Origin of the sequence: Halomonas sp. HG01, from assembly GCF_000968715.2 — a bacterium.
GTDB lineage: Bacteria > Pseudomonadota > Gammaproteobacteria > Pseudomonadales > Halomonadaceae > Halomonas > Halomonas halophila.
In genome coordinates this window covers 3,544,261-3,570,516 of the sequence record NZ_CP022134.1, presented here as the reverse complement: position 1 = coordinate 3,570,516, position 26,256 = coordinate 3,544,261, and the positions used below count along the sequence as shown (strand labels likewise).

24 protein-coding genes are annotated in these 26,256 nt (G+C 67.4%); 7 read left to right on the top strand and 17 right to left on the bottom strand.

Annotated features, from left to right (window positions below; translation table 11 throughout):
• The first annotated feature begins 105 nt into the window (after positions 1–105).
• Together UN84_RS16890 and UN84_RS16885 are read left to right on the top strand one after the other, a co-directional pair.
• On the top strand, positions 106–2,085 hold the full coding sequence (locus UN84_RS16890) for a TRAP transporter permease (protein ID WP_237022335.1): 1,980 nt from the start codon (positions 106–108) through the stop codon (positions 2,083–2,085).
• 35 nt (positions 2,086–2,120) lie between these two features.
• Positions 2,121–3,155, top strand: a complete 1,035-nt coding sequence (locus UN84_RS16885) for a TAXI family TRAP transporter solute-binding subunit (protein WP_161796805.1) — start codon at positions 2,121–2,123, stop codon at positions 3,153–3,155.
• Positions 3,156–3,251: 96 nt separating this feature from the next.
• Here UN84_RS16885 and UN84_RS16880 read toward each other — a convergent pair whose 3' ends face one another.
• A complete protein-coding gene (locus tag UN84_RS16880; protein ID WP_046078970.1) occupies positions 3,252–4,046 on the bottom strand; it encodes an IclR family transcriptional regulator domain-containing protein in 795 nt (264 codons plus the stop codon).
• A gap of 270 nt (positions 4,047–4,316) precedes the next feature.
• Between UN84_RS16880 and UN84_RS16875 the strand changes: the two genes are divergently transcribed.
• Positions 4,317–5,894: a sulfatase-like hydrolase/transferase gene (locus tag UN84_RS16875; protein ID WP_046078969.1), complete on the top strand. Its 1,578-nt coding sequence runs from the start codon at positions 4,317–4,319 to the stop codon at positions 5,892–5,894.
• A gap of 46 nt (positions 5,895–5,940) precedes the next feature.
• Here the strand turns inward: UN84_RS16875 and UN84_RS16870 are convergent, their stop codons facing one another.
• Positions 5,941–6,786, bottom strand: coding sequence for a LysR family transcriptional regulator (locus tag UN84_RS16870; protein ID WP_082090865.1), 846 nt, complete (start codon positions 6,784–6,786; stop codon positions 5,941–5,943).
• A gap of 103 nt (positions 6,787–6,889) precedes the next feature.
• Here UN84_RS16870 and UN84_RS16865 point away from each other — a divergent pair, with 103 nt between their 5' ends.
• Both UN84_RS16865 and pyrB read left to right on the top strand, forming a co-directional pair.
• Positions 6,890–8,656, top strand: coding sequence for a SulP family inorganic anion transporter (locus UN84_RS16865; protein ID WP_046078968.1), 1,767 nt, complete (start codon positions 6,890–6,892; stop codon positions 8,654–8,656).
• A gap of 60 nt (positions 8,657–8,716) precedes the next feature.
• Positions 8,717–9,745 (top strand): aspartate carbamoyltransferase, encoded by a 1,029-nt coding sequence (gene pyrB, locus UN84_RS16860; protein ID WP_046078967.1) that lies wholly within the window; start codon positions 8,717–8,719, stop codon positions 9,743–9,745.
• A gap of 91 nt (positions 9,746–9,836) precedes the next feature.
• Here the strand turns inward: pyrB and ruvX are convergent, their stop codons facing one another.
• The 12 genes from ruvX to UN84_RS16800 all read right to left on the bottom strand — a co-directional run bounded on the left by ruvX (position 9,837) and on the right by UN84_RS16800 (position 21,612).
• Complete coding sequence (gene ruvX / locus UN84_RS16855; RefSeq protein WP_046078966.1) at positions 9,837–10,283, bottom strand: Holliday junction resolvase RuvX; 447 nt, start codon at positions 10,281–10,283, stop codon at positions 9,837–9,839.
• Positions 10,284–10,442: 159 nt separating this feature from the next.
• Entirely contained in the window at positions 10,443–11,003 is a 561-nt protein-coding gene (locus UN84_RS16850; protein WP_035599298.1) for a YqgE/AlgH family protein, read from the bottom strand.
• A gap of 72 nt (positions 11,004–11,075) precedes the next feature.
• Positions 11,076–11,999: an energy transducer TonB gene (locus UN84_RS16845; protein WP_173835032.1), complete on the bottom strand. Its 924-nt coding sequence runs from the start codon at positions 11,997–11,999 to the stop codon at positions 11,076–11,078.
• A 16-nt stretch (positions 12,000–12,015) separates the two neighbouring features.
• The gene (gene gshB / locus UN84_RS16840; RefSeq protein WP_046078939.1) at positions 12,016–12,984 is read right to left on the bottom strand and encodes a glutathione synthase; all 969 of its coding nucleotides are present in this window, start codon (positions 12,982–12,984) and stop codon (positions 12,016–12,018) included.
• A gap of 84 nt (positions 12,985–13,068) precedes the next feature.
• Complete coding sequence (locus UN84_RS16835) at positions 13,069–13,791, bottom strand: CvfB family protein (protein ID WP_442908400.1); 723 nt, start codon at positions 13,789–13,791, stop codon at positions 13,069–13,071.
• A 101-nt stretch (positions 13,792–13,892) separates the two neighbouring features.
• Positions 13,893–15,470 (bottom strand): aldehyde dehydrogenase (NADP(+)), encoded by a 1,578-nt coding sequence (locus UN84_RS16830; protein ID WP_173835031.1) that lies wholly within the window; start codon positions 15,468–15,470, stop codon positions 13,893–13,895.
• A gap of 14 nt (positions 15,471–15,484) precedes the next feature.
• Entirely contained in the window at positions 15,485–16,477 is a 993-nt protein-coding gene (araD1, locus tag UN84_RS16825) for an AraD1 family protein (protein WP_173835030.1), read from the bottom strand.
• An 8-nt stretch (positions 16,478–16,485) separates the two neighbouring features.
• On the bottom strand, positions 16,486–17,658 hold the full coding sequence (locus tag UN84_RS16820) for an L-rhamnonate dehydratase (RefSeq protein ID WP_046078921.1): 1,173 nt from the start codon (positions 17,656–17,658) through the stop codon (positions 16,486–16,488).
• 29 nt (positions 17,659–17,687) lie between these two features.
• Positions 17,688–18,722: a 4-hydroxythreonine-4-phosphate dehydrogenase PdxA gene (locus tag UN84_RS16815; protein WP_046078920.1), complete on the bottom strand. Its 1,035-nt coding sequence runs from the start codon at positions 18,720–18,722 to the stop codon at positions 17,688–17,690.
• A 14-nt stretch (positions 18,723–18,736) separates the two neighbouring features.
• Positions 18,737–20,017, bottom strand: a complete 1,281-nt coding sequence (locus tag UN84_RS16810) for a TRAP transporter large permease (protein WP_046078919.1) — start codon at positions 20,015–20,017, stop codon at positions 18,737–18,739.
• Entirely contained in the window at positions 20,014–20,511 is a 498-nt protein-coding gene (locus UN84_RS16805) for a TRAP transporter small permease (RefSeq protein WP_202020703.1), read from the bottom strand. Before UN84_RS16805 ends, UN84_RS16810 begins: the two co-directional genes overlap by 4 nt.
• A 126-nt stretch (positions 20,512–20,637) precedes the next feature.
• A complete protein-coding gene (locus UN84_RS16800; protein ID WP_046078917.1) occupies positions 20,638–21,612 on the bottom strand; it encodes a TRAP transporter substrate-binding protein in 975 nt (324 codons plus the stop codon).
• A 254-nt stretch (positions 21,613–21,866) separates the two neighbouring features.
• Between UN84_RS16800 and UN84_RS16795 the strand changes: the two genes are divergently transcribed.
• Positions 21,867–22,601 (top strand): FadR/GntR family transcriptional regulator, encoded by a 735-nt coding sequence (locus tag UN84_RS16795; RefSeq protein ID WP_046078916.1) that lies wholly within the window; start codon positions 21,867–21,869, stop codon positions 22,599–22,601.
• A gap of 4 nt (positions 22,602–22,605) precedes the next feature.
• Here UN84_RS16795 and UN84_RS16790 read toward each other — a convergent pair whose 3' ends face one another.
• The 3 genes from UN84_RS16790 to UN84_RS16780 all read right to left on the bottom strand — a co-directional run bounded on the left by UN84_RS16790 (position 22,606) and on the right by UN84_RS16780 (position 24,434).
• Positions 22,606–23,337: a 16S rRNA (uracil(1498)-N(3))-methyltransferase gene (locus UN84_RS16790; protein WP_082090863.1), complete on the bottom strand. Its 732-nt coding sequence runs from the start codon at positions 23,335–23,337 to the stop codon at positions 22,606–22,608.
• Positions 23,338–23,447: 110 nt separating this feature from the next.
• Entirely contained in the window at positions 23,448–23,969 is a 522-nt protein-coding gene (secB, locus tag UN84_RS16785; protein ID WP_035599928.1) for a protein-export chaperone SecB, read from the bottom strand.
• 42 nt (positions 23,970–24,011) lie between these two features.
• Complete coding sequence (locus tag UN84_RS16780; protein WP_035599925.1) at positions 24,012–24,434, bottom strand: rhodanese-like domain-containing protein; 423 nt, start codon at positions 24,432–24,434, stop codon at positions 24,012–24,014.
• Between the two features lie 212 nt (positions 24,435–24,646).
• Here UN84_RS16780 and gpmI point away from each other — a divergent pair, with 212 nt between their 5' ends.
• Positions 24,647–26,218 carry a 2,3-bisphosphoglycerate-independent phosphoglycerate mutase gene (gene gpmI / locus UN84_RS16775; protein WP_046078915.1) on the top strand — a complete coding sequence of 524 codons (1,572 nt, stop codon included), beginning with the start codon at positions 24,647–24,649 and terminating at the stop codon, positions 26,216–26,218.
• The last annotated feature ends 38 nt before the right edge of the window (positions 26,219–26,256 follow it).

Genomic DNA, 26,256 nt, shown 5'->3' with positions numbered 1-26,256 from the left:
GCGGGCATGACGGCCGGCTCGCCACCATTGCCGCTAGACTCGCAGCGGATGACGCTGCACACGACATGGCGCCCTCACCCCTGTTTCATCTTGTGAAAACCGGCATTGCGCCCCGTCCCCAGCCTGCCTAACGTTGGGGATATTAAAATCTTCACAAAACGAAAATCCCACACAAAAACCAATAATTACAAACACTTGAAAGAGGAAAACGCCATGTCAGCTCCTCCCCGAGACCGTTCTCCGCTGACGATGCTCATCACCCCCCTGATGTTCCTGGTCGGGGCGCTGCTGATCGGCGGTGCCCTGTATACCGCGAAATACGGCGTGTTCGACGATGCGCTGGTGCGCGTCGGCGGCTTTTCCCTGGGCGCGCTGTTCCTGCTGCTGCACTCCCTGCGCCAGCCTGCCTCCCTCCTTCGGCGGCTCCTGGATATCGCCCTGGTGGCGATGATCGTCATCGCGGCCTGGCGCTACTTCATCATCTCGGGGCGGCTGGAGTCGGGGCTCTACTTTCTTCAACCCCTCGACCTCTGGTGTGGCCTGGCGGGCATGCTGGCGCTGCTCGAGCTGACGCGCCGCGTCATCGGCGTTCCGCTGGTGATCGTCGCCCTGCTCGTGAGCGCCTATGCCTATTTCGGAGATGCCCTGCCGGGATTTCTCAGTCATGCGGGCATTTCCTACCCTGAGATGCTCCAGACGTTCTGGTACAGCTTCGACGGCGTCTTCGGTCAGCCCCTGGCCGTGGTCACCAGCACCATCCTGGTCTTCATCATCTTCGGCGCCGTGCTCGAGGCCCTGGGCATTGGCCAGGTGCTGCTCAACCTGTCGCTGCGCAGCCTCGGTCGGCTGCGCGGCGGTGCGGCCTATGCCGCGGTGATGGCGAGCGGCCTGTTCGGCACCGTTTCGGGCAGCGTCGTGGCCAATGTGGTGGGGACGGGCGTCGTCACCATGCCGATGATCAAGAAGAGCGGCTTCAGCGCCCGTTTCGCCGGTGCCGTGGAAGCCGCCGCTTCCAGCGGGGGGCAGATCATGCCCCCGATCATGGGTGCCGTCGCCTTCATCATGGCGGACATGACCGGCATTCCTTATCTGGAGATCTGCCTCGCGGCCCTGATTCCGGCCCTGCTGTTCTACGGCAGCCTGTTCGCCAGCGTCGGCGCCGAGGCGCGTCGCGCGGGCATCAAGGCGCCCGATCGAGCCACCCTGCCGAGCCTGAGCCGTCAGGACTGGCTGCTGCTCTCGGCCTTCGTGGTTCCCCTCGCCCTGATCGTGGTGATGATGATGCAGGGGCGCTCTCCGGCCCTGGCCGGGCTCTGGGCCATCGGCGCCGCCGTGGCGCTGGGGCTGCTGTTCAATCCCCGGGCCCGCAACCTCAAGGCCCTGCTGAACATCGTCGGCAGCAGCGCCAACGCGGGGGGCACGATCCTGGTCGCCGTGGGGGCCGTCGGCATCATCATCGCGGTGATGAACCTGACGGGGCTGGGACTGCGCTTCGCCTCATCGGTGCAGGCCGTGGCCGATGGCTCGCTGTTCCTCTCGCTGCTGCTGATGGCACTGGCATGCCTGGTGCTGGGGATGGGCATGCCCACCGTTCCCGCCTACCTGATCATCATCCTGATCATGGGGCCGGCGGTGGAAGCCCTCGGTGTGCCCACCATCGCGGCCCACATGTTCGTCGTCTATTTCGCCGTACTGTCGGCCATCACGCCCCCCGTGGCGCTGGCCGCCTTCGCGGCGGCTCCCATCGCGCAAGCCAATCCCATGGCGATCGGCATGACGGCCATGGGGCGCCTGGCCCTCATCGGCTTCCTGACCCCGTTCGTGTTCGTCTACAGCCCCTCGATGCTGCTGATCACCGACTTCTCGCTCGTCGAGTTCGTCTGGTCGATCCTCCGGCTCGCCCTGGCGGCCTACCTGATCGCCAGGATCAGCGTCCTGGGCCAGGCCTGGTGGGCCGTATCCGCCATCGTGTCCATCACGCTCGTGGCCCCCTTGCTGCCACTGCAGGTGGTGGGCGCTCTGCTGGGAGCAGGCACACTGGTTGCGGCATCACGCAGCAGCCTCTCCCCGTCACAATCCCTTTGAACAAGAAAAGCCCGAGAAGGAGTGCAAGAATGGCAATGCAAAAGAAAGCTTCGACCATGGCATTAATGGGTGGCGTTCTGCTGAGCGGACTGCTCGGACTGAGCCCCGATGCAGCGGAGGCACAGTCGAACTACCGGCTGAAGACGCTGGGCACCGGCAGCTCGCCCTATGTCGTCTCGACCGTGTTCGCGGATATCGTGAACAACCACACGGATAACAGGATTCAGGTCGACGCCACCGGCAGCGGCACCGAACAGGCCGTCACCACCGCCCGGGGGATGACCCAGTTCACCTCCAGCTTCTCCCCGGGCCTGGCGGCCCTGATGCGAAACGGCACCGGCATGTTCGAAACGCTGCCCCAAGCCTCCGAGCTATACGGCAACTTGCGCCTGCTCTTCAACTATCCGATGGGGCTCTATCATGGCGTCGTGTTCGCGGATTCGGGCATCGAGACCTACGAGGATCTCGAGGGCAAGCGCGTCTTCACCGGCCCGCCGACCGGCCAGGCCCGCAAGACCGTCGAGCCGCTCATCGAAGCCATCACGGGCTACAAGGCCGACGAGGACTACGAGGCCGTCAACATCAGCTGGGATGCCGCGGCGCAAAGCTTCCAGGATGGCAATCTGGATGCCTACTTCAACCCGACCCAGGCGCCCAGCCCGGCCCTGACCCAGATCGCGATGAGCAACCAGATTCGCTTCCTGAGCATCCCGGAGGTGGAAGAAGGGGAACTGGCGAGCGTCCTGCAGCGGCCCGGCTATCGCGTCGTCGAACTGCCTGCCGGCATCTATGGCGAGAATCAGGTCAACGTCGAACCGGCACGCTCCATCGGCGTGACCATCGGCATGGCCACCAACAAGGACATGCCGGAAGACGCCATCTATTCGATCACCAAGGCCTTCTGGGAGAACCTGGCGGAGAAGCAGGAGGCGGTACCGCAGATGCGCAACCTGTCTCTCGATACGGTCTTCCAGGACATGGACACGCCGCTCCATCCCGGTGCCATCCGCTACTACGAGGAAATCGGTCTCGACATTCCCGAGAGCCTGATCCCTCCCGAGGCACGGTAGGGGCTTTCCTGCACCCGGTCATGGCCGGGTGCAGGGCCGCAACCTCCCCGCCACGCCCCCCCGGGCCTGTCTCGACCGAGCCGCCCCTCGCCTGGCTCAATAGATGCCATGCTCATGGAAGATTCGGGAAAGCTCCTCGGCGGCGGGCTTCAGGTACTGGAAGAAGTGATCCTCGATCGCCACGTCCTTGTAGGCCGACTTCATCCAGACGATATTCAGGCTCGCCTGGACATCCCCCAGCACGATGACGGGCACCGCGATCGCCTGGAACTCCTCGAAGGTTTCGGAGGGCAGAGAAGACTGGCTCGGATCCCGCACCGCGTACCCCTTTTCCCTGACCTTGCCGAGCGTCTCGGCCACATACTGCTGATCGGCGGCCAGCCTTGCATCCTCTCCCCCCTGCTTCTGGAGACGCCTGAGGATGGTGTTAAGGGTCCGTTCATCGCAGTAGGCCAGGAAGGCGCGCCCCATGGCCGACTGCAGCATGCTGGGCTTGTAGCCGACGACTTCGCGATTGATGACGAAGGCGCTCTTGCGCCGTGACGTCTCGATGATGGCCATCCCGTCACCGTCGTAGACGGAGATGTCAGACGGCCAGGCGAGCTGCTGCTGCAGGGCATCCAGCACGGGCGCGGCGGCATGCGCGATGGCATCGTCCATGCTGACGTGCCCGCCCAGCTCGTGAAGCTTGTAGGTGAGTCGATACCGGCTGTCTCCCATCCCCCGATAGACCCACCCCTTGTCCTCCAGGGTGGCCAGGATCCTCAGGATGGTGGCTCTATCCAGACCCGTCGCCTGGTGTAAATCACTGAGAGATACGGGCCCATTCGCATCATTGATCGCCGCCACCACATCCAGGCCTCGCGCCAGAGCTCTGATCTTCTTGTTCATCTCACCCTTGTTCATCACGCATGGATAAAGACGCCAACCGGCCGTAAGCCCGCCTTCCCCTTTCGGCCGGGCCATCCCGGCTTGATCGGGGAATGTTACATCGCCATTCCTGTCCCGGCTTTCCCCCATAGGTCTTGGCCCCATCAGAACGCGGCACCGGTTCGTTCAGGCCTTGAATTTCATTTAGTGAAAGGCTGGATTGCAGGCATCGCCACTTGAACAGAAAGTAAGAGGCACCGATTTTCCCAGATGCCATTCAACAGGCCCACTATGACCAAACAGCCGAATATCCTGTTCATCATGGCCGATCAACTGCGGGCCGACTACCTGGCCTGCAACGGACACCCCAACATCCGCACGCCCAACATCGATGCCCTGGCCGCCCGGGGCATCAACTTCACTCGCGCGTATTGCCAGGCCCCGGTCTGCGGCCCTTCCCGCATGTCGTTCTATACCGGTCGCTATGCGGCGAGCCATGGTGCCAGCTACAACAACGTCCCGCTGCGGGTCGACGAGCGCACCCTGGGCGACCATCTGCGCCCGCACGGCTACCGGGTCGCCCTGGTCGGCAAGACCCACATGAAGCGCGACGACGAGGGCATGGCCCATCTGGGCATCTCGCCCGACTCCTCTCGGGGCGTGCTGGTCAGCCAGTGCGGCTTCGAGCCCTTCGAGCGTGACGATGGCCTGCATCCCGACCAGTCCGCCGACCCCGACCTCAGGTACAACCAGTATCTGCGCCGCCAGGGCTACGACAGCCGCAACCCCTGGCACGACTACGCCAACTCCGCCGAAGACGATGACGGCAACATCCTGAGCGGATGGCACATGCGCCACTGCGATCGGCCGATACGGGTCAGCGAGGAGCACTCCGAGACCGCCTACACCACCCACCGTGCCATGGACTTCATCGACGAGGCCGGTGATACCCCCTGGTGCCTGCATCTCAGCTACATCAAGCCCCACTGGCCCTATATGGCCCCGGCGCCATACCACGACATGTACAGGGTCGAGGATATCCCGGACGCCGTCCGCTCGGCGCAGGAAGCCGCCTCTCCCCATCCGGTGGTCGGTGCCTTCATGCAGCACACCGAGTCCCGGGAGTTCGCCAGGGACGAAGTCCGGCAGCGGGTCATTCCCACCTACATGGGCCTGATCACCCAGCTGGACGACCACATCGGCCGCCTGATGACCTTCCTGGAAGACCGCGGACAGCTGGACAACACCCTGATCGTCGTCACCTCGGACCACGGCGACTATCTGGGCGACCACTGGCTGGGCGAGAAGGAGATGTTCCACGAACCCAGCGCACGCATCCCGATGATCGTGGTCGACCCGCGTCGCCAGGCCGACGGTACCCGCGGCAGCCGCGACGACCGGCTGGTGGAAGCCATCGATCTGGTGCCCACCTTCGTCGATGCCGCAGGTGGCGACAGTCAGGCGCTGGACCATCGCCTCGAGGGCCGTTCCCTGCAGCCGGTGGTGCACGGCCAGGGCGGCGAGTGGCGCACCCATGCCTTCAGCGAGTCGGACTACGCCTGGCGGCCGGCACGCCTCGCCCTCCAGCTCCCCCCCGATCAGGCCAAGGCCTACATGGTCACCGACGCACGCTGGAAGTATGTCCACTACGAGCATCACCGCCCGCAGCTCTTCGATCTACAGAATGATCCCGATGAACTGCAGGACCTGGTGCCGGAAGGTCGTCATGCCGAGGTATGCCGTGAGCTGGAGTCGGCCCTCAACGCGTGGTTCCGGGATCGTAAGCTGCGGGTCACGGTCAGCAACCGGCGCGTCGAGACGAACACGGCCAGGGCGCATGAGCGTGGCTACCTGTTCGGCGTCTGGTAAGCACGAGGGCGCCGGCGCCGACCTTCCCGCCGAAGCGAGCGATCACTCACCTTAACTTGCCGAGCAGTTCCCGGATCAGCTCACGATGTTCCCCATGGAGGCGATAGGCCACGTAGGCCTTGAGCTCGATCGGCGGCGCGTCCTCGACCGGGAACAGGCGCTCCTCCCGGCAGTGGGGCGCCACGATGTCCCGCGGCAGGTAGGCGGCCCCGCCGCACGTCAGCAGCAGGTTCAGGGCGATGCGCCCGCTGTTGACCCGCCCCCGCGCCAGCAGCCGCTGGGGGAAGTGGCCCTCGTGAACGCTGGCGAAGGCGGTGCCCCACTCGACCCGGATGTAGCCGTCGCCCACCGCCTGCTCGGCGCGCTGGCCGGAGCGGCTCGACACCATCACCAGCGGAAGGGTCGCCACCTCCTCGACGCCCACCTCACGCAGGCGCGGGGTATCGTAGAGGAAGCCCACGTCGATCATGTTCTGCTCGAGCTTCTCCACCACCCGCAGCGGCGTGCTCTCCTCGGCGCGGATGCCGAGCGCCGGGTAGGCACGATAGATGTCGGTGAGCCACTCTTGGAGGAAGATGTCCCACAGGCTGGCGACGCCGGCCACCACCAGCCGCCGCTGGTGGCGCTCGCTGAGCGCGGTGTCCTCATAGGCCCGCTCCCAGGCGTCGAGCAGGAAGCGCGCGTGGCGCTCCATGCGCTCCCCGGCGGGGGTCAGGCCGATGCGATGATGGCCGCGGCTGAACAGCGCCAGGCCCATGTGCGCCTCGAGCTGGCGGATGCGCGCGCTGACCGTGGAGGGCGAGACGCTGAGGCTCTCGGCGGCGCGGCCGAAGTTGCGCAGCCGACTCACCTCGAGGAAGGTTTGCAGCAGTTGAGTATCCAGGGCGACCACCTTCGGTTTTTCCGTTCATGAAGGCCAAAAAATTTTGTTTTTCAGGATAACGACTTTTTCCTAGGCTAGCGCCTCCCATCCACCCAACCCCCGAGGTTCCCCCATGGCGTCCCGACTCTCGCGTTACCTGCCGTTCCTGAGCTGGGGCCGGGACCTCGACCGCAAGATGCTCTCCGCCGACCTGATGGCCGGGCTCACCGGCGCCATCCTGGTGCTGCCACAGGGCGTCGCCTACGCCTTCATCGCCGGCCTGCCACCGGAGGTCGGCCTCTATACCGCCATCGTCGCCGCCACCGTCGCCGCGCTGTTCGGCAGCTCCTGGCACATGGTCTCGGGGCCCACCGCGGCGCTCTCCATCGTGCTGGCCAGCGTGGTCGGCGGCCTGGGCTCGCTGACGCCGGCGGAGTACCTGGGCGCGGCGATCACGGTCACCCTGCTGGTCGGGGTGATCCAGCTGGCCATGGGGCTCCTGCGCCTCGGCAGCCTGGTCAGTTTCATCTCGCATACGGTGGTGATCGGCTTCACCACCGGGGCAGCGATCCTGATCGCCACCAGCCAGATGCAGCATCTGCTCGGCGTCGCCGTCGACGGCCAGGGCTTCCTGGTCGAGCTGGCCGGCCTGATCCGGGCGCTGCCGGACACCAACCTCTACGCGCTGGCCGTCGGCCTGATCTCGCTGGTCACCTCGGTGGTCGCGCGGCGCCTCAACCGCCGCAGCCCGCACCTACTGCTCGGCCTGGCCGCCGGCAGCCTGGCCTGCTGGCTGATGGACGGTGCGAGCCATGGCGTCGCGCTGGTCGGCGCCCTGCCCGGTACCCTGCCGCCGCTGACGCTGCCCGAGCTGTCGCCGGACAGCCTGCGCACCCTGACCTCCGGCGCCTTCGCCATCGCCCTGCTGGGGCTGATCGAGGCGGTGTCGATCGCCCGCGCCATCGCCCTGCGCTCGCGCCAGGTGATCGACGGCAACCAGGAGTTCATCGGCCAGGGGCTGTCCAACATCGTCGGCGGCTTCTTCTCCTGCTACGCCAGCTCCGGCTCCTTCACCCGCTCCGGCGCCAACTACGACGCCGGCGCGCGCACCCCGCTGGCCTCGGTGTTCGCCGCCGCGCTGCTGGTGCTGATCCTGCTGTTCGCCCCGGGCATCACCGCCTACCTGCCGCTGCCGGCCATGGCCGGCGGCATCCTGCTGATCGCCTGGAACCTGATCGACGCCCGGCACATCGTGCAGCTGGTGCGCGCCAGCCGCCACGAGGCGATGGTACTGGCGGCCACCGTCGCCGCCACCCTGCTGGTGGCGCTGGAGTTCGCCATCTACATCGGCGTGCTGCTGTCGCTGGTGCTCTACCTCAAGCGCACCTCGCGGCCGACGGTGATGGAGGTGGCGCCGCGTCAGGATCATCCGCGCCGCCATATCCGCAACGTCCACCGCTACGAGCTCACCCAGTGCCCGCAGCTGAAGATGCTGCGCATCGACGGCTCGCTGTTCTTCGGCGCCACCGACCACGTGCAGCGTCGCCTGAGGGTGTTCAGCGCCGCGCCCGGTACCCGGGTGCTGCTGATCGGCAAGGGCATCAACTTCATCGACACCGCCGGCGTCGAGCTGCTGCTGCAGGAGGCCGAGCGCCTGCGCGACCAGGGCGGCGACCTGATGATCAGTTCGCTCAAGGGCACCGTGCTCGACGAGCTGCGCCGACGCGGCGACCTGGCCCGGCTGGGCGAGGAGCGCTTCTTCGAATCGTCCGCGGAGGCGCTCGACGCCATCGTGCCGACGCTGGACCCGGAGGTATGCCGGACCTGCACCCTGCGCGTCTTCGACGAGTGCGCCCAGATGCCCGCGCCGGACGAGGATATCCTGGCGCGGGAGGGCTGAAGCCAGCCGCCACGCGGAGTACACTAGCGCGCGACCCCCACCGCCAGCCGAGGCCCGCGCATGAGTTCTCACCTGCTCTCCGTCGATTCCCTGTCACGAGATGACGTCGATCACCTGATGCGCGTGGCGGCGCGCATGGAACCGATCGCCCAACGCCGCAAGGTCACCCGGGTGCTGGAGGGCGCGGTGCTCGGCAACCTGTTCTTCGAGGCCAGCACCCGCACCCGCGTCAGCTTCCACACCGCCTTCTGCCGGCTCGGCGGCAGCGTCTGCGACACCACCGGCTTCACCTTCTCGTCCATGGCCAAGGGCGAGTCGCTCTACGACACCAGCCGGGTGATGAGCGGCTACTGCGACGCCATCGTGATGCGCCACCCGGAACAGGGTGCGGTGGCCGAGTTCGCCCAGGCCACCAACGTGCCGGTGATCAACGGCGGCGACGGCCCCGGCGAGCACCCCAGCCAGGCGCTGCTCGACCTCTACACCATCGAGAAGGAGTTCGCGCGGCGCGACAAGGCCCTGACCGGCGCCCATATCCTGCTGACCGGCGACCTCAAGTTCGGCCGCACCGTGCACTCGCTGATCAAGCTGCTGTCGCTCCACGAGCCGATGCGCCTGACCCTGGTCTCGCCCCCCGGCCTGGAAATGCCGCAGCACCTGATCGAGCTGGTCGCCTCCCGCGGCCACCGGGTCGAGACCCGCGAGAGCCTGGCCAGCGACTTCTCCGACGTCGACGTGGTCTACACCACGCGCATCCAGAAGGAGCGTTTCACCGCCGAGATGAGCGAGGGCTTCAGCCTGTCGCGGGAGTACACGGTGGACAAGGCGTTCATGGACCAGCGCGTCAACGACCACGCCATCGTCATGCACCCGCTGCCCCGCGACAGCCGCCCGGATGCCAACGACCTGGACGTGGACCTCAACGGCGACCCGCGCCTGGCGATCTTCCGCCAGACCGACAACGGCATCCCGGTACGCATGGCGATCTTCGCTACCCTGCTGCAGGTCGAGGACCAGATCGAGAAGGACCTGCGCGACGTGCCCTGGTTCGTGCCGAAGACCGTCGGCGTGGACGACGCCCAGTTCTGACGGGCAGGAAGGGCCGAGACAGGCCGCCAGAAACGGCAACGGGCCGGCGAATGCCGGCCCGTTGCCGTTGGAAGAGCGGGAAAGCAGAGGATCAGGGCCGCGGCGGCAGCCCCTCGGACCGCGCCAGCCAGGCCTCGAGGATCAGCACCGCGGCCAGGCCGTCGACGCTGTCCTCGCGGTAGTTGCCGCGGTGCCCGGCCTCCCGGGCGATGCTCTTGGCCTCGCGGGTCGAGCCGCGCTCGTCGGCCATCTCGCAGGGCACGCCGTAGCGACCGTAGAGCCGCTTGCCGAACTTGCGCGCGCGAGTGCTCATCACGCTCTCGCTGCCGTCCATGTTGAGCGGCAGGCCGACCACGAACAGGTCGGGCCGCCACTCCTCCACCAGCCGCGCGACCTGGTCCCAGTCGGGGATGCCGTCGCGGGCCGGCAGCGGTTCCAGCGCCCGGGCGCTGGCGGTGAGCTCGTTGCCCACCGCCACACCGATGCGCCGGGTGCCGAAGTCGAAGCCCAGGATCAGGCGCTGGCCACTGGCACTCATCGGCAAAGCTCCTCGAGGCGGCACCCGACCGACGAACGCGCCGAGCGACGGCCAGGCAAGGCGCCCGGAGACGAGCTAGCGGAGTTGACGCGGGGTTCAATGAGCATGGCGAGTCTCCGGGCAACGCCGCCTGAGCGAGCGCAGGCCGCTCCTTTCATATCAGCTGTGGCCCGCTTCGCGGGTCATCAGGTTCAGATCGACGCCCAGCAGATTGGCGCTGGCGCTCAGGCGCTGCTCCGGCGGCACCTCGAAGAGCACGTCGGCACGGCCCTCCACGGTCAGCCAGGTGTTGTCCATCAGCTCCTGCTCGAGCTGACCGGATTCCCAGCCGGCGCAGCCCAGGCAGACCAGGAACTTCTCCGGGCCACGGCCGGCGGCCAGCGCCTCGAGCACGTCCATGGAGGTGGTCAGGGCGATGTCGTCGGTCACCTGCAGGCTGGAGTCCCACTGCTGGCTGTCACCCTCGTGGAGGATGAAGCCGCGGTCCTTGTGCACCGGGCCGCCGTAGTAGACGGGGGCGCTGAGGTGAGGGCTGGTGCTGCACTCGAGCTCGAGCTGCTCGAACAGCGCCTCGAGGGTCAGCTCCTCCATGGGGTGATTGACGATCACGCCCATGGTGCCCTTGTCGTCGTGGTCGCAGAGGTAGCTGAGGGTGCCGGCGAAATTGGGATCTTCCAGGTGCGGCATCGCCATCAGGAAGTGGTTTTTCAAGCTTTGCATGGAGCTCCCCAGCGGAAGGCGGCGCGCATCGGGCGCGCCTGCCGTGTGTCTGCGCGCGCCGTCGTCCGGTGCCTAGCGCACGCCGTAATCGTTGCCTTCGCCGAACCGCCAGATGCGGGTGATGGACAGGCTGTCCAGCTCGCCCATGCCCGCATCGAAGGGGCGGTACGGCGCGGCGCCGTGGACGGTGTCCAGGGCCGCCTGATCGAGTTCGGAATGTCCCGAGGATTGTATCACTTCCGCCCGCCTGACCTGACCGTCGCGGCCGATCACCACGCGGATCCGCAGCTGGCCATCCAGCGCTGGCGGCGCCGGATGGACGCGGTTCCCGTAGTCCTCGACCCGGCGCGTCCAGTCGTCGATGTAGCGGGCCTCGGCGGCCCGCTGGGCCGCCGGCCGCGCCGCCCCGGCAGCGTCGCCGGCATAGTCGGCGGACAGCCCCTGCTCACGGATGCTGGCGGTGGCCTGGGCCAGCAGATCGCGCCCCGAGGTCGAGGGCACGCTGGCCGCCGCGGGGGCCGTGGCCTCGGCCGAGCGGGGCGCACTCTCGCGCGGCTCGGGGGTCGCCGTCTGCCGCGGCCGCTCGGCGGTGGCCGACGCTTCCGGTGCCGGACGCGCCTCGGGCTCGGGGGGCGCCTGGGCCTCGGGCTCGGCCGGCGAGGCCGGATCCACCGCCCGCTCGACCTCCGCCGGCGGTACCGACGACTCGGCCCGGGGCGCGGCATGGGACTCCGCCGGCGGCGATTCCACCGCCTCGCCGGCGGCGCGCTGGGCCGACTCGGCCAGCGCCTCGGCCGTCACCGGCGCCTCGGCGGGCCGTGTCACCAGCACCACGTCGAGGCTGGTGCGCTCCGGCGGCGCCGGGGCGAACTGGCGGCTGGCCACCACGCCGATCACCGCCAGATGCAGCAGCAGCGACACCGCCCAGGCCAGCCAGTAGCGGTAAGAGCGCGTCACCGGCGCATAGCGGATCGGGTCGTTGACGGGGGCGGCCACGGTGGCGTCTCCCGGGTCAGCCCCGGCGCGCGGCGAGGCGGTCGGCGACGGCGTCCATCAGCTGGCCGGCGATGTCGGTGCCGCGCTGGTCGTCGATCTCGCGCACGCAGGTCGGGCTGGTGACGTTGATCTCGGTGATGTAGTCGCCGATCACGTCCAGGCCGACGAACATCAGGCCCTTCTCGTGGATCATCGGCTGCACCTGGCCGATCAGCCAGCGATCGCGGTCGGTCAGCTCGCGGCTGACGCCCTGGCCGCCGGCGGCCAGGTTGCCGCGGGTCTCACCGGCGCTGGGAATGCGCGCCAGCCCGTACTCGACCGGCTCGCCGTCGACCAGCAGGATGCGGGTGTCGCCGTCCTTGATCTCCGGCAGGTAGCGCTGGGCCATGATCTGGCGCCGGCCGCCCTCGGTGAGGGTCTCGATGATCGCGCCAAGGTTACGGCCGTCCGGCTGGACGTGGAAGATGCCGCTGCCGCCCATGCCGTCGAGGGGCTTGAGGATGACGTCGCCGTGTTCGGCGTGGAAGGCGCGCAGTTCGGTCTCGCGGCAGGACACCAGGGTCGGCGCGCAGCACTCCGGGAACTGCTGGGCGAACAGCTTCTCGTTGCACTCCAGCAGCGCCCGGGTGGGGTTCACCACCAGCACGCCTTCGCGCTCGGCGAAGCCCAGCAGGTGCACGGCGTTGAGGAAGTGGCCGTCCACCGGCGGGTCCTTGCGCATCAGCACCACGTCGAGCTCGGCCAGCGGGCGCGCCTCGGCCTCGCCCAGCGCGTACCAGCGCTCGGCGTCGCGGAACACCTCGAGGTCGCACATCCGGGCGTGGGCCCGGCCGTCGCGCAGGAACAGGTCTTCCTGCTCCATGTAGTGCAACGACCAGCCGCGATCCTGGGCGGCCCACAGCATGGCCAGGCTGGTGTCCTTCTTGAAGCTGAGGTCGGCGATGGGATCCATCACCACGCCGACCTTGAGGGGGCGTTGGCTCATCGTTCTACTCGTCGGCGCCGGGCGATCCCGGCGGGGAATGATGGCTGGCAGTATGCCGCAGGGCCGCCATGGACTCCAAGGCGCTCAGTCCTGCTCCCCGCCGGGCGCGAAGCGGATACCGCCGCTCTCGATGGTGATGCGGCGCTGCTTGTAGAGCCGGCCGATGGCCTGCTTGAAGGCGTTCTTGCTGACCCCGAGCCGGGCCTTGATCTCGCCGGCGGGGCTGGCGTCGGAGAGCGGCAGGTAGCCGCCGCTCTCGCGCAGCGCCTTGAGCACGGCCTCGCCGACCACGTCCAGCCGCGCCGGGCCCGGCGGCAGCAGCGACAGATCCAGGCGGCCGTCCTCGCGGACCCGCTTCACGTGGCCATCGAGCCGCTGGCCGCGGCGCAGCGGCCGGGTCACGTCGTCGTGATAGAGCAGGCCCCAGAAGCGGCCGTCGACCACCGCCTTGTAGCCGAGATCGGTCTGGTCGGCGATCACCAGCGCCACGGCGCTGCCGGCGGCCAGGCCCTCGGCGTGATCGTCGAGGTAGCGGTCGAGGCGCTGGGTGGCGAAGGGCCGTTCGCGGTCATCCTCGCGGATCATCACCAGCACCCGGCGTCCCACCGTGGGACGGAAGCGCTGCTCGCCGAAGGGCAGCAGCAGGTCCCGCGAGTGGCCCCAGTCGAGGAAGGCGCCGGTCTCGTTGACCTTCACCACCGGCAGGTAGGCGACCTCGCCGACGCTGGCTCGCGGCTCGCGGGTGCGGCGCATGGGCTCACGACGGGAATGGGCCGCGCGTGGGGCGGAGCGGCGGGAGTCGGACATGACGGGAAACCGATGCGGGAAATGAGCCTCCATTATCCCGCGATGAACGCCGGCAAACAAAGTGCTTTGATCGAACCACTCTGTCGCAGGTGAATTCCTCCTCAGGCCTCGCGCTGGCCGTCGACCAGGCGGCTGACGCCGGCCGGGTTGCCGTCGCGCAGGGCCTCGGGCAGTAGCCCCTGGGGCAGGTTCTGGTAGCACACCGGGCGCAGGAAGCGATGGATCGCCGCGCTGCCCACCGAGGTGGTGCGCGCGTCGGAGGTGGCCGGGTACGGGCCGCCGTGAACCATGGCGTGGCACACCTCGACGCCGGTCGGCCAGCCGTTGGCCATCACCCGGCCGGCACGGCGCTCCAGGGTCGGCAGCAGCGCGCGGGCCGCGTCCAGGTCGGCGTCGTCCATCTGCAGGGTGGCGGTGAGCTGGCCTTCCAGGTGCTCGGCCACGCGCTTGACCTCGTCCAGGTCGGCGCACTCGACCACCAGCGAGGTGGCGCCGAAGACCTCGGCCTGCAGCGCTTCGTCGCTCATGAAGTCCTCGGCGGAGGCCACGAACAGCCCGGTCTGGCAGGCGTTGGGGCCCTCGCCGGCGGCGCCGCGGGCGATCTCGCGAGCCTTGCTGCTGGCGACCAGGCCGTCGACGCCCTGCACGTAGGCGTCATGGATGCCCGGGGTCAGCATGGTCTGGGCCGCGGAGCCCTTCACGGCTTCGGCGGCGGACGCCACGAAGGCATCCAACGCCTCGCCCTTGACGGCGATCACCAGGCCGGGGTTGGTGCAGAACTGGCCGGCGCCCATGTTCAGCGAGCCGACGAAGGCCTCGCCGAGCGCCTGGCCACGCGCCTGGAGCGCTTCCGGCAGCAGGAACACCGGGTTGATGGAGCTCATCTCGGCGTAGACCGGGATCGGCTCGGGACGCTCCTGGGCGGCCTGCATCAGCGCGGTGCCGCCGCCGCGGGAGCCGGTGAAGCCCACCGCCTTGATGCGCGCGTCGCGCACCAGCGCCTGGCCGACCTCGCGGCCGGAGCCGTAGAGCAGCGAGAACACGCCCTCGGGCAGCTCGCATTTGGCCACGGCGCGCTGCACGGCGCGGCCGACCAGTTCGGAGGTGCCGGGGTGGGCGGAGTGGGCCTTGACCACCACCGGGCAGCCAGCGGCCAGCGCGGAGGCGGTGTCGCCGCCGGCCACGGAGAACGCCAGCGGGAAGTTGGAGGCGCCGAACACGGCCACCGGGCCCAGGGCGATGTGGCGCTGGCGCAGGTCGACGCGGGGCATCGGCTGACGCTCCGGCAGCGCCGGATCGAGGCGCACGTCGAGCCACTCGCCGGCGCGCACGACCTTGGCGAACAGGCGCAGCTGGCCGCAGGTGCGGCCGCGCTCGCCTTCCAGGCGGGCCCGCGGCAGGCCGGACTCGGCCATGGCGCGAGTGATCAGCTCATCGCCGATGGCCTCTATCTCGTCGGCCACGGTCTCGAGGAACGCGGCGCGGGCCTCGAGGCCGGTCTCGCGGTAGGCGTCGAAGGCGGCCCAGGCCAGCTCGCAGGCGCGCTCGACCTCGGCCTGGCCACCCCCGGGATAGACCGGGGACAGGGTCTCGCCGGTGGCGGGATCGACGGCCTGGATCGCCTTGCCGTCGCTGAGCACGGCCTGCTGGCCGATCAGTTGCTTGCCTTCCAGTGTCATGGAACCTCCTGGGGTCACAGGGAATGAACGGGGGTGTCGGCGGCGACGTCCTCGAACGCCAGCGGGTTGCGCAGCGTGCGGCCGAAGGCCGGCAGATCGATCTCGAAGCGGTCGCCGTCGCGGGTCTGGACGCCGTCGGCGAAGCTCAGCGTCGCGGTGCCGAAGAAGTGCACGTGGATGTCGCCGGGGCGTCGGAAGCCCGGGTACTTGAAGTGGTGATGCTCGAGGTTGGCGACGGTGTGGGCCATGTTGGCCTCGCCGGTGAGGAAGGGCTTCTCCCACAGGGTCTCGCCGTCGCGCACGATGCGGCTCGTGCCCTCGAGGTGGTCGGGCAGCTCGCCGATCAACAGCTCCGGGCCGAAGCTGCAGTGGCGCAGCTTGGAATGGGCCAGCCACAGGTAGTTGAAGCGCTCGGTGATGTGGTCGGAGAACTCGTTGCCGATGGCGTAGCCGACGCGCCAGGGCTGGCCATCGTCGCCGATCACGTAGAGCCCGGCGAGTTCCGGCTCCTCGCCGGCGTCCTCGGCGAAGGCCGGCACCGGCATCGGCGCCTCGGGGGCCACCACGCAGTCGCCGTCGCCCTTGTAGAACCACTCCGGCTGGGCGCCGGTCTCGCCGGTGGCGGGCTTGCCGCCCTCCACGCCGAGCTTGAACATGCGCATGGAGTCGGTCAGCTCGGACTCGTCGGCCTGGGCCTTGGCGTGCATGGAGGCGCGGGTGTCGGCGCTGCCCAGGTGGGTCAGGCCGGTGCCGGTGACCAGGCAATGGGCCGGATCGTCATGGGTCAGCGGCGGAAGCAGGCGGCGCTCGTCGATCAGCTGTTGATAGTCGATCAGGCCATCGTCGAGCCGCACCTCAATCACCGCCGACAAAGACTGCCGACTAGCGATGGCCAGCCGCGCCAGAGCGTAGGTGCCGCCGGCGAGGCGAATCGGCCTCACCGCGTCCTCACTCTCCACCAGAGCAGCTCGCGGCTGCCCCTCCTCGAGATACTGGATCAGTCGCATGGCCAGCCTCACTCGGTGATATGGAACTGGTCGAAGTAACGCTCGTTGAGCGAGAGGCCAAGGCCCGGGGTCTCGTCGTCCAGGTCGAGGAAGCCGTTGACCGGCTCCGGATCGCCCTCGAACAGGTAGTAGAACAGCTCATTGCCGATCTCGACGTCGTGGACCGGGAAGAACTCGGCCATCGGCGAGGCCAGGGTCGCCATGGTCAGGTGATAGTTGTGCATCTGGCCGGCGTGGGGGATCACCGGCACGCTGAACGACTCGGCGATGGCGTTGATCTTGCGCGCTGCCGTGATGCCGCCAACGCGGTTGGTGTCGTACTGCACCACCGAGACGGCACGCTTCTCGAGCAGTTGGCGGAACCCGTAGTGGGTAAACTCGTGTTCGCCGCCGGAGATGGGAATGCTGGTCAGCCGGTTGAGCTCGACATAGCCGTCGATGTCGTCGGCCAGCACTGGCTCCTCCAGCCAGCGCGGCTGGAAGCGCTCCAGCTTCGGCAACATGCGCTTGGTGTACTCCAGGTTCCAGCCCATGTAGCACTCGAGCATCAGGTCGATGTCTTCGCCGATCACCTCACGCACTGCGGCGACGCTGTCGAGGTTGGCGCGCATGCCGGCGGGACCATCCTTGGGGCCATAGCCGAAGCGCATCTTCATCGCCGTGAAGCCCTGGTCGAGATAGGACTGGGCCTCCTCCTGCATCGACTTCAGGTCGGTGCGATAGAGCTTGGAGGCATAGCAGGGAATCTTCTCCTTGGTGCGCCCGCCGAGCAGCTTGAACACCGGCTGGCCGACGGCCTTGCCCATGATGTCCCAGATGGCGATGTCGACACCGGAGATCGCCGCCATGCCGATACCCTTGCGCCCCCAGGCGTGGGTGGAGCGATACATGCGCTGCCACAGGTACTCGTAGTCGAAGGGGTCCTGGCCGACCACCAGCGGCGCCAGGTACTGGTCGATGATGGCCTTGGCGATGCGCGGCGCCAGCGCCACGTTGCCGAGGCCCACCAGACCGGTATCGGTCTCGACCTCGACGGTGGTCCAGCCGTGGAAGCGGAAGGTCCCCATGGAGTCGCCCTTGTCCCACAGCTCGTCCATGGCGTTGGAGCAGAAGTGGGCGGTGGGGGGCACGGTGTGGCCCTTCCATTCGAAGACGCGGGTGCGGACGTTGCTGATCTTCATGCGCGGAGTTCCTTGTAAGGGGTAAGGGATCAGGCGTGGGTGGCAGCGTCAGCGAGACGCTGGCATCGCAGATTGGCGCCCATGCGGCAGGCGATCTCGAAGGCGTTGCGGGTCGGCCCCACATCGGCCTTGCCCCGACCGGCGATATCGAAGGCGGTGCCGTGGGCCGGCGTGGTGATGGGGATCGGCAAGCCGCCCTGAACGGTGACACCCTGCTTGAAGCCCAGCAGCTTGATCGCGATCTGTCCCTGGTCGTGATACATGGTGACGATGGCGTCGTAGTCGCCGTCTCGGGCCTTGAGGAAGATGGTGTCGGCGGGGAAGGGGCCGTCGATGGGATAACCCTGGGCCCGGCAGGCCTCGACGGCGGGGGCGATGACGTCGATCTCCTCGCGCCCACAGGTGCCGCCCTCGCCGGCATGGGGATTGAAGGCCGCCACCGCGACCCGCGGCGCCTCAAAACCGGCCAGTTTCAAGGAGTCATGAATCAGCCGGCTGGCGGCAACGATGCGATCCTGGGTGACGTAGCGGGCGGCATCCTTGAGCGGGATGTGCGAGGAGATCCGCGAGGTCCACAGGCTGCCCAGGGTGTTGAACTCGCAGAAGTACCCCTCCACGCCCAGCCGCTCGGCGAAGAAGTGCAACTCGTCCTCGTGCTGCAAGCCGCCCTTCTTCATCGCCAGCTTGTTGAGCGGCGCAAAGCAGATGGCATCCACCTCACCGGCTTGGGCGGCCACCAAGCAACGATCGAGGATCGCCAGCACCGAGGCGCCGCCGGCAGCGGTCTCCTCGGCATAGCCGACCTCGCCCTCGGCGACGCTGTCGACCGGCAGGAAAACCGGCACGGCGTGGTGGCGGGCGGCGGCAAAGTCCGAGACCTCGGGTAACTGATGAGAGAGTCCAGCGACACCCTGTCCCTCCTGCCACAGCCAGCGGTCGCCCACCAGAACAGTATGAACATCAGCGAACAGGGACGACTCGGCGAACAGCCTGGCGATCAGTTCCGGGCCGATGCCGGCCGGATCGCCCAAAGTAACGGCGATGACGGGGCGTGTGCTTGTCATGAGCGAACTCCTGTTCAATAGAAGAGGTTGACGAGGGTCATGGGAATGGCCGGCACGTAGGTGACCAGCATCAGCACGATGAACAGCACCAGGATCATCGGCAGGTTGACGCGGGTGGTGTTCCAGATGTCGGTCTTGGCGATGGAGCAGGACGTCGCGAGCACCGAGGCGACCGGCGGCGTCTGCTGGCCGATGGCCAGGTTGAGAGTCAGGATCAGGCCGAAGTGAATCGGGTCGATGCCGATCTGTTGGACCAGCGGCATGACGATGGGCACCACCAGGATGATGGCGGCGGCACCGTGCAGGAACATGCCGAGCAGCAGCAGCAGGACATTGAGCAGCGCCAGCACCAGCACCGGATCCTGGGTGATGGCCGTGATCTGCTGGGCCAGCTGCTGAGGCAGCTGCATCTCGGTGAGGAACAGCCCCAGTACCGCCGAGGTCGCCACCAGCAGCATCACCACGGCGGTCTGGACCACGCCCTCGATCACCGCGCGGTAGAGGATCTTGAGATTCAGCTCGCGATAGACCAGCCCACCGATCAGTAGGGCGGCGAGCACGGCGATGCCGGCGCCCTCGGTGGCGGTGACGAAGCCGCCAAAGATGCCGCCGAGGATGATCACCGGCAGTAGCAGAGCCCAGAAGGCCTCACGAAACGCCTTGCCCAGGGTCGCCAGAGAGAAGGCTGCCTCGCGGGGCAGGTCGTACTTCACCGCGTAGTAGTAGCAGGCCCCCGCCAGCCCCAGGGCACCCAGCAGGCCGGGCACGATACCCGCCACGAACAGCTTGACGATGGACGTGTCGGCGATGGCGCCGTAGAGGATCATCGACAGCGACGGCGGGATGATGATCGCCAGCGATGCCGAGGAGGAGGTGATGGCGGCAGTGAAGTCGGGATGGTACTTGCGGCGCTTCATTTCGGGGATCAGCACCGAGCCGGTGGCGGCCACGTCGGCCACCGCCGAGCCAGAGATCTCGGCGAAGAACAGCGACACCCCGACATTGACCATCGCCAGCCCGCCGCGCACGAAGCCCACCAGGGCGGTGACCAGGTTGATCAGGCGTAGGGAGATGCCCGAGGTGTTCATCAGCGCACCGGCGAAGATGAACAGCGGAATGGCGATCAGCGGAAACTTGGTGGCGCCGTTGAACAGCGTCAGCGGCACATTGACCAGTGCCTCGGTGCCCATGTTGAGGTAGACGCCGGCAACACCGACCACGCCGATGGCCACGGCGATGGGGACGTTGATCAGCACCAGGGCGAAGAGGGCGGCAATGATGATGAGCAGGATCATGCGCGGTGCTCCTTGAGGTCATCCTCGGCCTGCCGAATGGCGGCCTCGATCTCTTCTTCCTCGCTGTTCACGCCGCTGCGCATCTTGCGCCAGGCCATGGGCAGGCTGAGCAGTTCGCAGAGGATGAACAAAGCGGCGCTGATGGGAATCACCGACTGGGTGACATTGAGATGGATGGCGGGAAGGGCCACCAGGGTGTCCCAGGCCAATACATCGAGGACCCGGTATCCATAGAGGCCCACCACCAGGAAGAAGCCGATCACGATGACTTCCGAGGCCAGGAAAAGGGTCGTACGAAGCGCCGGCGGCGCTTTGGCGACCAGCCCTGGGAAACCCATGTGGGCTCGCTTGAGGGCCGCCAGATTGGCGCCATAGAAGCTCAGCCAGGCCAGACCCACCGAGGCGACCTCGTCGTACCAGGGGATCGAGCTTCCCACCGTGCGAAAGACCACGGCGCCGAGCACGATGGCGGTCAGCCCCAGCAGCAGGGCCACCGTGAACGCCTCTAGCAGGCGCTCAAGGCCGAGTCGACAACGATCCAACAAGGGCATGGTCGGACTCTCCTCTGTGCATGACGGAAGGGGCGCCCGCTGGGCGCCCGATGACGTGGACATGGCCACTTACTCCTCGGCCAGTGCCATGGCCCGGTCAATTAGTGCCTGCCCCCCTTCGACGCGCTCGGCATAGGCCTGGTAGACGGGAGCGCTGGCCTCGACAAAGGCATCGCGATCGACCCGATTGACCTCCATACCAGCCTCACGCATGGTGCCGATCAGGCTATCGTCCAGCTCCGCCCCCTTAGCCAGGGCCCAATCCTGGGTCTCAGCGGCAACCTCGGTGATGGCCATACGGACGTCCTCAGGCAGCTTTTCCCAACCACCCTGCCCCGCGGTCAGCCAGATAGGGGAATAGACGTGATTGGACAACGAGAGATAGTCCTGAACCTCCTGGAACTTGGCGCCGTTGATGTTACTCAGTGGATTCTCCTGGCCGTCGACGACACCTGTCTGAAGCGCCACGAAGACCTCCGAAAATGCCATCGGGGTGGGGTTGGCTCCCCAGGTATCGAACATCATGGTGCGCCACTCGCTCTGCGGCGTGCGGAGCTTCAGGCCCTCAAGATCCTCGGGTGTATCGATGGCGTGTTCGTTGTTAGTGATATGCCGAAAGCCGTTCTCCCAGGTGGAGACGATGTGCAGCCCCTTGGACTCGGCGCCATCGGCCAGGTCCTGCATGATGATGTCCTGATCGAGACGCTTGAGATGGTCACGATCCTTGACCAGGAAGGGCATGTCGAAGAGGGCAAACTTGTTATCGATGGACGACATGATCGAGGAGATGGCTGCCAGATCGACGGTCCCGAGGCGAAGCTTTTGAACCAGCTGCTGTTCGTTGCCTAGCTGACCGCTGTCATAGAGTTGAACCTGATGCTCGTCACCGAGGCGATCCTGAAGTCGACGCGTGAACTCTTGAGCAGTCTGGCCCTGCAGACTCTGTGGCGTGCCTCCGATGGCGAAGACAATCTCGTCAGCCTGGAGCGGAGAAGAGGCGATCGTGAGACCGAGCGCGGAGAGACCGAGTAGCTTCTTGTACATGATGACTCCTGTGAGCTTGCGACTTGTCATTGATATTATGCGCGCCAACTGGATTGCTGGTACGCCCACCAGACCAGAAGACATTTTGAACTTAGCCACCCCCATGATACCGGTCAAGGTGCTAGATAAAGCGCCAATACCAAAGTAGGAGATGCAATATCCCGGCCTATGGGAAAGCTATCCTTAAGCAAAACCAAGGGATATTGGTATATAATCCATACCAGTGGTGCGCAGCCTGAAGAGGATATTGACCCATGACGCTAAGGGCCTTTGCCGACGAGAAAACACTGAAGAGCCGAACCAAGAAGGAAATCCTGGCCGACAAGCTGACCGACATGGTGTTGACGGGGCTGCTGCGGGATGGAGACGAACTGCCCAGCGAACGGGAGCTGGCACAGCTGTTCGGGGTAAGTAGGGAAACCGTAAGGGGGGCGCTGGCCCAGCTAACGGCACATGGGCTGGTCAGTGTCTCGCATGGCAGCAAGTCACGGATTTGCGCAAGCGAGGCGGTGATCGAGCGCTTCCAGCAGCATCCAGGCCAAAGGCCGGATACAGAGGTGAATCGCTTTGATGTGGACAGCGTCTTCGAGAGCCGCCTGGTCGTCGAAGCCGCAATTGCACGCCGTGCCGCCCGCCATATCGATGAAGCCGGCCTGCAACAGCTGGATGCACTGCTGGAGGCCCAAAGCCAGCTGTTCGACTCTCCCGTGCATTTCCAGCTATCGGACCAGAATTTCCACAAGCTGATCTCGGAATACGCACGCAACGACATCCTGCTGCGCTATTCGGAAGAGCTATACGCCTATGGTCTGAACATTCGCCGCCAGGTGATGGTGGAAGCGGGCTCCATCGAGCAGAGCTATCGGGAACACGGCCGAATCGTCGAGGCCCTCCGCGCTGGCGATCCAGATGCTGCCGAGCGCGCCATGCTGTCGCACCTGGATAGCGTCTATCGAACAACCCGCGAAAAGCTGGAAAACAGCAGCTGAGCCGTCAAAGGTCCCCGAAACGATCCTGCAGCAGCGTCAGGGCGACCACCGGGGCGGTCTCGGTGCGCAGGATGCGCGGCCCCAGGGTCAGGGCGGCAAAGTCGGCGGCGGTGGCGGCGTCGATCTCGGCGTCCGAGAGGCCGCCCTCGGGGCCGATCAGCAGCGCCGCGCGGGCGATGGCGTCCTCGCGGTCGAGGGCGCCCGGAGTGCCGGGATGCAGCACCAGGCGCAGCGCCTCGTCGCGGCCGGCCAACCAGTCGGCGAGCCCGACCGGCGGATGCACCGGCGGCACGGTGGCGCGGCCGCACTGCTCGCAGGCGCTGGCGGCCACGGCCTGCCAGTGGGCCAGCTTCTTCGCCTCGCGCTCGCCCTTGAGGCGCACGTCGCCGTGCTCGGTGTAGAGCGGGGTGATCTCGGCCACGCCCAGCTCCACGGCCTTCTGGATCGCGTAGTCCATGCGATCGCCCTTGGAGATCGCCTGACCCAGGTGCACCGCCAGCGGCGACTCGCCGCGGCCCTCATGGAGCGCCTCGACGCGGGCCACCACGCGCTTGCGACCGGCCTCGACCAGCACCGCCTCGGCCTCGATGCCGTGGCCGTCGAACAGCCTAAGGGGCGCGCCCTCGCCGAGGCGCAGCACTCGGGCCACGTGGCGTGCCGGGCCTTCCGGCAGGACGACGTCGGCGCCGGCGGTCAGCGCGGCATCGACATGGATACGGGGGGCCTTGATCGCCATGGACGAAACGCTCTCCTGAGGACGGTCGAAACGATAAGCGCCGGAGCAGGCCTGCGCGAGGGGGATGCCCTCGCGCCGCTCTGCCCCGGCGCGATGCTGCCGGCGGCCGCTTACTGCGTGGCCTGCTCGCCTTGTTGCTGCTGCTGGGCCTCGCGCTGCTTCTTCTGGGCGTAGATCGCCTCGAAGTTGACCGGCGAGAGCATCAGCGGCGGGAAGCCGCCGCGATTGACCAGGTTGTCGATGCACTCACGCGCGTAGGGGAACAGCATGTTCGGGCAGAAGGCGCCCAGGGTATGGTCGAGCTGGGCACCCTCGATGCCGCCGATGCGGAACAGGCCGGCCTGCTCGATCTCGGCCAGGAAGGAGGTGGTGCCTTCCTCGCTGTGGGTGACCTGGGCGGTGACCTTGATCACCACCTCGTAGAGATCCTCGCCGACCTTCTGGTGGGTGGTGTTCAGGTCCAGGCCGACCTTCGGCTTGAACGGCTGCTGGAACACCGCCGGAGAGTTCGGCGCCTCGAAGGAGATGTCCTTGACGTAGATGCGCTGCAGGGCGAACTGCACCTGGGGCTTGTCCTGCTGGCCGGCGGCCTCGCCGTTGGCGCCGCTGTTCGGGTTGTTGTCTTCCGCCATGGAAAGCAATCCTTTGGTCGTTGGAATGTTAGGAGGGCGCGATCACTTCTTGACCAGCGGCAGGCCGTCGGTCTGCCACTGGGTCATCCCACCCTTGAGCTTGTAGACGCGCTCGAAGCCGGCCTTGGTCAGCTTGGCCATCGCCACGCCGGCGGTCTGGCCATGCTTGCAGGCCACGATGATCGGCTTGCCCTTGTACTTCTCGAGCTCGCCCAGGCGACTGTCGAGGCTGCTCTGCGGAATGTTGCGGGCGCCGGCGATATGACCCGCCTTGAAGTCGTTCTTGTCGCGGACGTCGAGCACCACGGCGTCCTCGCGGTTGACCAGCTGGGTGGCCTCGCTGGTGGTCACGCCGTTGGCCCCGCCGCTGCGGATCTCGTAGGCGATCCAGGCGACCAGCACCAGCGCGAAGGCGGCGACCAGTAGCGGGTGGTTCTGCACGAATTCGAACAGCTGATCGATCATGATTCGGAAAGACTCTTCTTCGGGTACGCGGTGAACGAAAACCGGCCGGGCCGGCGGCGCCAGTATACATGATGCCGTGGGGCCGCCGAGGGCGTGCGATATGACGCCCGGCGGGACCGTGCGATATGATGCCGCAAGCAGAGGCAAGTCGCGACCCCGTCCGAGGCCACAGGGCCAGGGCGGTACCGCCCCAACCACGAGGCCTTCGACCCATGACCGACTCTTCGACCCCGACGCCCCGCCCGGTGGCCCTGATCATCCTCGATGGCTACGGCTACAACCCGGACCCCACCGACAACGCCATCCTGGCCGCCGACACCCCGGTGATGGACCGGCTGTGGGAGACCCGTGCCCACGCCCTGGTGCACACCGACGGCCGCTACGTCGGCCTGCCGGACGGCCAGATGGGCAACTCGGAAGTCGGCCACATGAACCTCGGCGCCGGGCGCATCGTCTATCAGGACTTCACCCGCATCACCAAGGCCGTCGAGGACGGCGCGCTGGCCGACAACGCCATCCTCACCGGCCCGCTGGACGCCGCCGCCGAGGCCGGCCGCGCCGTGCATCTGCTGGGCCTGCTGTCGCCGGGCGGCGTGCACAGCCACGAGGACCACATCCTCGCCATGGCCGAGCTGGCCGCGAAGCGCGGCGCCACGCGCATCTACGTCCATGCCTTCCTCGACGGCCGCGACACCGCGCCCAAGAGCGCCCGCGCCTCCATCGAGCGCGTCAACGCCAGGCTGGCCGAGCTGGTCGGCGCCGAGAACGGCTACGTGGCCTCGCTGATCGGCCGCTACTTCGCCATGGACCGCGACAACCGCTGGGACCGCGTCGAACAGGCCTATCGCCTGGCCACCGAGGGCACCGCCGAGCACGTCGCCCAGAGCGCCGAGGCCGGCCTGGACGCGGCCTACGACCGCGGCGAGAGCGACGAATTCGTCACCGCCACCGCCATTCTCGCCGGCGACGCCCCGGTGCGCATGGAGGACGGCGACGCCGCCTTCTTCATGAACTTCCGCGCCGACCGCGCCCGCGAGCTGACCCGCGCCTTCGTCGAGGACGACTTCGCCGGCTTCGAGCGCCAGGCCCGCCCGCAGCTGGCCGGCGGCAGCCTGGTGACCATGACCCAGTACGCCGCCGACATCCCGGCCCCGGCCGCCTTCCCGCCGGAAGAGCTGCACAACACCCTGGGCGAGGTGATGGAGAAACGCGGCCTGACCCAGCTGCGCATCGCCGAGACCGAGAAGTACGCTCACGTCACCTTCTTCTTCTCCGGCGGCCGCGAGGCCGAGTACGAGGGCGAGACCCGCGTGCTGGTGCCCTCGCCTCAGGATGTGAAGACCTACGACGAGAAGCCCGAGATGAGCGCCGTGGAGGTCACCGACCGCCTGGTCGAGGCCATCGAGTCCGGCGCCCATGACCTGATCGTGTGCAACTACGCCAACGGCGACATGGTAGGCCACACCGGCGACTTCGACGCCGCGGTCAAGGCCGTCGAGGCCGTCGATGCCTGCGTCGGCCGCGTGGTCGAGGCGCTCGAGAAGGTCGGCGGCACCTGCCTGATCACCGCCGACCACGGCAACGCCGAGCAGATGGTCCACCCCGAGACCGGTGTCGCCCAGACCGCTCACACCACCTTCGACGTGCCGCTGATCTACGTCGGCCCGCGCCCGCTGAGCCTGGCCCAGGACGGCCGGCTGTGCGACCTCGCCCCGACCCTGCTGACGCTGATGGACCAGCCGGTGCCCGAGGAAATGACCGGCCGCGTGCTGATCGAGGCGTGAGCCGGCGGCGCTGCCCGGCCCGGCGGCGATGGCTGCCG